General features: G+C 62.4%; 4 protein-coding genes and 1 pseudogene. 1 reads left to right on the top strand and 4 read right to left on the bottom strand.

Features of this window, described 5'->3' with window-relative positions; genetic code table 11:
- Nucleotides 1–328 (top strand): annotated as a pseudogene (locus U9R81_RS08960) (hypothetical protein); the annotation flags it as partial.
- Nucleotides 329–641: 313 nt separating this feature from the next.
- On the opposite strand, the gene U9R81_RS08955 reads toward U9R81_RS08960, so the two are convergent.
- From U9R81_RS08955 to U9R81_RS08940, 4 genes are all read right to left on the bottom strand, one after another.
- Nucleotides 642–1,673 (bottom strand): 2-oxoacid:ferredoxin oxidoreductase subunit beta, encoded by a 1,032-nt coding sequence (locus U9R81_RS08955; RefSeq protein ID WP_322495143.1) that lies wholly within the window; start codon nt 1,671–1,673, stop codon nt 642–644.
- A gap of 27 nt (nt 1,674–1,700) precedes the next feature.
- A complete protein-coding gene (locus U9R81_RS08950; RefSeq protein ID WP_322495142.1) occupies nt 1,701–3,524 on the bottom strand; it encodes a 2-oxoacid:acceptor oxidoreductase subunit alpha in 1,824 nt (607 codons plus the stop codon).
- Nucleotides 3,525–3,654: 130 nt separating this feature from the next.
- Nucleotides 3,655–4,398, bottom strand: coding sequence for a peptidylprolyl isomerase (locus tag U9R81_RS08945; protein ID WP_322495141.1), 744 nt, complete (start codon nt 4,396–4,398; stop codon nt 3,655–3,657).
- 565 nt (nt 4,399–4,963) lie between these two features.
- On the bottom strand, nt 4,964–5,863 hold the full coding sequence (locus U9R81_RS08940) for a UV damage endonuclease UvsE (RefSeq protein WP_322495140.1): 900 nt from the start codon (nt 5,861–5,863) through the stop codon (nt 4,964–4,966).
- Nucleotides 5,864–5,958: the final 95 nt, after the last annotated feature.

The raw sequence follows: 5,958 nt of genomic DNA, 5'->3' as shown, positions 1-5,958 counted from the left end.
GCCGCCGGCAGCGGCGAAGCCGCGGCAAGGGTGGTTTGGCCGTAAGAAGGCTGCTGGGCTGGAGACCGAACCTATGCCGCCGGCAGCGGCGAAGCCGCGGCAAGGGTGGTTTGGCCGTAAGAAGGCTGCTGGGCCGGAGACCGAACCTATGCCGCCGGCAGCGGCGAAGCCACGACAAGGCTGGTTTGGGCGCAAGAAGGCTGCTGGGCCGGAGACCGAAGCGGCCCCGCCGCTGGCAGCCGCTAAGCCGCGACGAGGGTGGTTTGGCCGTAAGAAAGCATCTGGGCCAACAGTTGAAGAGTCGCCGCCATCGGTGCCAAAGTCGTAAGGGCGGGTTTCTAACCCATGATCCAGCACCCGGCCCTGAAGGGCCGGGCTATCCTTACGAAGCCCGCTGCGCGGGCTGATAGCCCTCACTCTTGCCCCCGCTCCAGCAGCGCGGGAGGGGGACGTGCAGAGCTACGCACTGAAGTGTAGCACAGCGGTCAACGGTTGTGCTTGGCCAAATGTTCTGCCCGCCTCTCAACACCGCACGACGGGCAGGTTTCCGATCTGCTCCCGTCGCATCATGAGCGGGTTGCTACCATCCCCCACTGCATCATGGGCGGGTTGCAAACCCGTCCGTCCCTTACCTCTCCTATCTAATCGCCCACTAGCTCGGCCATTACCGCTGCAAACGCTGCCCGGCTGGGACGCAAACGTTCCTCTGGCAATGCCGCAATGGGTGTCTGGCCAATGCCGAGCGTCTCGGCCAGTGTGGGCCGGCGCTCGTTCAGGTAGATCAATCCAGTCACAAACTCGTTCGCCGCGCGTGCCTCTTCGAGCAGCGCCAGCGCCGCCATCCGGTCAGTGGGATCGTGATCGCGGTGCAGCTTGCGCAGCCGGATCACCGGCCCATCGTGCAGTTGCACATCGCGCGCCTCACCCGGTTCATAATCGATCGTCACCTCTTCGTAGTGCGGAATGAAGCTAATGTCGTGGATCGGCGATTCGTGGGTTTTGCCGTAGGTGTAGCTCTTGGTCGAGCGATCGTGGTTGTTAAAGGTGACACACGGGCTAATCACATCGATCACCGCTGCGCCGTGGAAGTTGAAGGCGGCTTTGATCAGCTCGCGCACCTGCTTGGCGTCGCCGGCAAACGAACGAGCCACAAAGCCGCAGCCGGCCAAGATCGCTTCGGCGCACACGTCAATCGGCGGCAAGTGATTGACGCCGGCATGCTTCAGCTCTTGCCCCTCGTCGGCGGTGGCCGAGAATTGGCCCTTGGTCAGGCCATACACTCCGTTGTTTTCCACAATATAAACTATTGGCACATTCCGCCGCAGTAAGTGAATAAACTGGCCGAGGCCGATGCTGGCGGTATCGCCATCGCCGCTGACGGCCAGCGGGCGCAGGGTGTGGTTGGCAAGATGCGCGCCAGTCGTGACCGAGGGCATCCGTCCGTGCAGCGAATTGAAGCCGTGCGAGCGGCCAAGGAAGTACGCCGCCGACTTGCTCGAACAGCCGATGCCGCTCATGCGGATGACGGTATGGGGTTGTAACGAGAGTTCAAACGCGGCGGCGATGATCTGGCTGGCGACCGAGTCATGGCCGCAACCGGCGCAGAGGGTCGAAGGCGCGCCGCGGTAGTCGTTTTTGGTCAAGCCAATCGCATTCACAGGTGCTTGGGTCATCGTTGTCCCTCTATCTTGCAACACCGCTTACTTGCTCATCACCAGCGCCAGCTCACGCATTTGTTCCAACACCGCCATCACCTGATCGCGCACAAACGGCGCGGTGAGCGGCAAGCCATCGCACCACGCCACCGAACCGAGCCGGGTGGCGTAAGCCGGGCAATGGAGCTGGAGCAAATGGCGCAACTGGCCATCGTGATTCTGCTCGATCACCACACAGTATTGGTGGCGGGCGATAAAATCGGTCACTTCCGGCCCAAGCGGCAATGCGCGCACCCGCATACTGCTGGTGGCAATCCCGGCAGTGGCCAGCAAGTCATACGCTTCAGCAATTGCCGGCGCGGTCGAGCCAAACCCGATAAGGCCCACGGTTGCCTGCGGATGGAGATCGACCACCGGGCGCGGTACCATGCGGCGAGCCGTTTCGTGCTTGCGCCAGAGCCGGGCCATATTGCGCTGCCAATCGGCGGGTCGCTCGCTATAGACGTTGCGCTCGTTGTGGCCGGTGCCGCGGCTGAGCGTCGCTGCCAGCGGGTGCGGGTTGCCGGGCAGCGTGCGGTAGCCGATGCCATCGCCGTCAACGTCGGCAAAGCGGGCATACGAGGTGAGTTTGGCCAAATCTTCGGCGCTGAGCACCTTGCCGCGTTGCAGCGGTTGCTCTGGGTAGGTGAAGGGCCGGCTCATCCAGATATTCATCCCCAGATCGAGATCGCTCAGCACAAAGACCGGCGTTTGCAGATATTCGGCTAGATCGAAGGCAAGCTGGGCATCGCTGTAGCACTCTTCCATCGTGCCCGGCAGCAAGACGACGTGGCGCGTGTCGCCGTGGCCCAGATAGTAGACCGAGAGCAAATCACTCTGCGCAGTGCGGGTCGGCAGGCCGGTCGAAGGCCCAACCCGCTGCACATCCCAAATCACTGCCGGAATCTCGGCAAAAAAGCCAAGACCGGCGAACTCGGTCATCAGCGAGATGCCCGGCCCGGAGGTGGCAGTCATCGCGCGCGCGCCGGCCCACCCGGCCCCGATCACGATCCCCAGCGCGGCGATCTCGTCTTCGGCTTGGACAACGGCGCAGGTTGCGCCGCCGTCAGCCGGACGCAAGCGGGGGAGATAGCTCTCAAGCGATTCAATCAGGCTGCTGGACGGGGTGATCGGATACCACGCCACTACCCCGACACCGCCGGTAATTGCGCCGATCGCAGCGGCGGTGTTGCCGTCGATCAGCATCATGCCGGTCGTGGCTTGCATCCGGGCGACTCGGAAACGGTGATGAGCCGGCGAGGGATTGTTAGCCGCCCACGCCTGCGCTGCCCGGATCACCGCCAGATTCAGCTCGACTGCCGATGATTTGCCGCGGAACTGTTGTTGCACGGCCTTGACCAAAGCGACATCCTCGATCACCAACAACGCCGCCAGCGCGCCGACGTACACCATATTCGCGGCATAGGGGCGCAGGCGTTGGCTCACTCCCACCTGATCGAGAATCTGGCGCACAGGGAGCGCAAGCGGGATGATGTCAGCGCGCTGTGGCTGCCATGGCCCATCAGCCGGGTAGAGACAGATCCCGCCCGCCGGCAACTGGGCGAGGTCTTCATTGGCCGTGCGTGGGTTAAATGCCACCAGAATCGGCGTTTCGGCAGGGCGAGCGGTATAGCCAGCTTGGCTCACCCGCAGCGTATACCACGTCGGTTCGCCTTGAATGTTGGAAGGAAAGAGGTTCTTGCCAGAGACGGGAATGCCCATCTGAAAGATGGCCCGCATCAGCACCATATTCGCCGTCTGGCTGCCGGAACCGTTCACGGTGGCGGCAGTGATGGCGAACTCATTGACGATTGGTTGGGGGGATTGCATAGCCTCCTCGCAGCGCAAGCTCGACATTGAGCGATAGGCCCTATTATACGCGGGAGAAGCGGGTTGTGGCAAGGAGCGACGTTGCTTGGCAACGCCGCTCCGGTAGATGCGTGATGATCGTTGCGTTTCGCTACGACTCGGTAATCGTAATGCCCAGAATCGTCTCACCCGGCCTCGTCAGATCGGCTGGGTTGCTCGGATCGCGCAACGGAATGCCGTCAACGATCTCTTGGCCCTGAATCACGCGGCCAAAGATCGTGTACTGCTCGTTGAGCCATGGGGCCGGCGCGGTGGTGATGAAGAATTGCGAGCCAGCGCTGTTGGGATCCGACGAGCGGGCCATAGCGACGATGCCGGGTTGGTCGAAGAGAATTTTATCGGTGAACTCAGCCGGGATTGAGTAGCCGGGGCCACCGGTGCCATCGCCGCGCGGATCGCCGCCTTGGGCCATAAAGTTCGGCAGCACGCGATGCCATGTCAACCCGTTGTAGAAATTCTGGCGAGCAAGGAAAACGAAATTGTTGACCGTCTGCGGGGCGATGTCGGGCAATAGCTCGATCACAATCTCGCCGCGGGGCGTGTAGATGGTCGCTGTGTACTTCTTGGCCGGATCGATCGTCATCGGCGGCGGGCTGCTGTACTGATAGGTGGTGGCGGTCGGCATGATCGGCATCGTGCTCGTAGCCGGCGTTGGCGCCATAGTCGGTGCTGCGACGGTGGGGATTGGTGGTGTGGTTGGCGCTGGCACGGCAGCCGGCGGTGCAGCGCGGCTGATCAGCAAACCGGCCACGAGACCGAGAATCAGTAACAGAATGGCGATGGCCACAATGCCGGCCAGCGGGTTTGCAGCGGAAGATGGACGTTGTGCGCTCACGGTACACCTCAATGCAATCTGAATCTGCCGCAGGCATTATACCGGCGAGCGGGCAGGCGTGACAAGTGCCGTAATCGGTTGAGGCAAGACTTCTATGTCCGTCGTAGGCGCGAAGGGACAAAGGCGATCAACGCAAAGACGCAAAGGGGGCAAAGCCGCGAGGATGATCAACGCAAAGGCGCAAAGGAATTTGGAATAAGCATCATGTTCTGCGCGCTCCGCGTCCGTTGCGGTAATCTATTTCTCGCACCTTAGCCCTCAACCCCACTGGGTTCAAGGGCGAACAAAACATCTGTCCAGAACCCGGCCCTAAAGGGCCGGGCTATGGTTACGAAGCCCGCTGCGCGGGCTGCTGACCCTCACCCCTAGCCTCTCTCCCACCGGCGCGGGAGAGGGGAGCGACGAGCCGGGCGTTGAGGCATTGCACAGCGATCAACGGTTGTGTTCGACCACATGTTCTGTCCGCATCTCAACCCCACTGGGGTAGGGAGACGTTCTCACTTCCTTGCTAGGTTTAATACGTTGGCTTCAACTCCTAAACCCCGGTGGGAAACGGAAAGGCCGTTCATCCCACCCGCTCGGCCCAATCCGGGGCGGAGTGCGCGAGATCGTGGCGCAAGCGCAGCAGCGCCAGATCGCCGGCTTTAGCTTCGAGCATCAGATCGAATGACGGCAAGCCGCGACTGGCCACGAGCAGCTCGATGGCATCGCGAGCCACGATAAAATCGGCGTGCTGGCCGGATCGCGGCGGCAGCACCCGCGTCGTGCCGTTGCGTCCCGGCAAGAGGTGGGCTTCGCTGCGCTGGCTGCTCAGATGCACTTCGGGACGCACATTGCGCGGCCATGTGGCGAGGCAAAGCCCTAATGCGACCGGCAAGCTCCACTGGTTGGGGTTGTGCAACTGGAAATGGAGGTAGTCAAACACGATAGGCGTGCCGGTGCGGGCGGCTAGCCCAAGTAGGGCGCGTAACGAGGGGCCGGTGGTGGTGTGTTCAATGGCGGTGCGCCGGCGGGCATTGGCCGAAAGGGCCGGCCAACGGCGCGCAAATCGTTCGAGGGCAGCATCATCACTGGCGCCGGTATGGATCACGAGGGTATGGTTCGTCGCGTCGGGTTGATCGAGTGCTGCTAAGAGCTGCGCCGTGCTTTCGATCATAGCGATTACCTCGGCAGCGGTGGCGTCATCGGGGTGGCAAAGGCTCAGCGCCGGATCGAGGTGGATGCCAAGCCGTAGATTGAGCGCCGCGATTCGGTGGCCGAGCAACTCGATCTGCATGTGGCAATCGGCCAGATCGGCGGGGGTGATGTGGCGTGGCAGGGCAAACCGGTAGAACCGGATGGCATGGTGTTCGAGGTAGCCGATCACATCGCTCAGGTGCGTGAGCGTGATGCTGAGGTGGGGCGGCGAACCGCCGGCAAGGCCGGGTTGGTGGACGGTGCGGACAGCGAAGCCAAGCCGGATCATAGGTGTGATGGTTCAATGCACGGTTACGATGCCTGCCGCAGTGGCCGTGATGCGCGTCATGTCGCGGCATTTCGTCTCGTTATCACGAACCCGAT

Source organism: Chloroflexus sp. (genome assembly GCF_034435895.1).
In the GTDB taxonomy this organism is placed as follows: domain Bacteria; phylum Chloroflexota; class Chloroflexia; order Chloroflexales; family Chloroflexaceae; genus Chloroflexus.
Note: the sequence above shows the minus strand (reverse complement) of the source record. Positions and strands in the feature narration are given on the sequence as shown.

Coding starts and splice junctions, on each gene's coding strand:
- U9R81_RS08955 (WP_322495143.1), bottom strand. CDS start 1,673: ATGACCCAAGCACCTGTGAATGCGATTGGCTTGACCAAAAACGACTAC.
- U9R81_RS08950 (WP_322495142.1), bottom strand. CDS start 3,524: ATGCAATCCCCCCAACCAATCGTCAATGAGTTCGCCATCACTGCCGCC.
- U9R81_RS08940 (WP_322495140.1), bottom strand. CDS start 5,863: ATGATCCGGCTTGGCTTCGCTGTCCGCACCGTCCACCAACCCGGCCTT.